Here is a 492-nt window from a genome sequence, read left to right on the forward strand (position 1 = left end):
GAGCGAAGGCGACCTGCCCGGCAAGGCGGCCCGGCATTTTGTGGACAAGGAAAGTGCATCTACCTCGCCGATCGCGAAGATGCTCAAGTCCTACCCCATCAAGAGCCACAACGTGGTGGCGCATGTGCGCAAGGCCACGGTGGGTGCGGTCACGCTGGAAAACTGCCACCCCTTCACACGCGAACTCTGGGGCCGCTACTGGGTGTTTGCACACAACGGTGACCTCAAGGAATTCAACCCGCCGCTGCACGGCAGCTTCAAACCCGTAGGCACCACTGACAGCGAACTGGCGTTTTGCTGGCTGCTGCAGGAGCTGAACAAATCCCACGCCTCGGTGCCCTCGGTCGAAGAGCTGACCCACACCCTGGCCGAGCTGGTACCCAAAATTGCCCGCCATGGCACCTTCAACTTCCTGCTGAGCAACGGCCAGGCCCTGTGGGCCCATGCGAGCACCAAACTTTGCTACGTGGTGCGCCAACACCCCTTCAGCCA

1 protein-coding gene is annotated in these 492 nt (G+C 61.6%); it reads left to right on the forward strand.

Features of this window, described 5'->3' with window-relative positions; genetic code table 11:
- On the forward strand, positions 1-492 hold a 492-nt coding region (locus AC1D1Y_RS26280; protein ID WP_477684933.1), incomplete at both ends, for a class II glutamine amidotransferase.

It is taken from the genome of Polaromonas sp. P1_G1 (genome assembly GCF_056405595.1).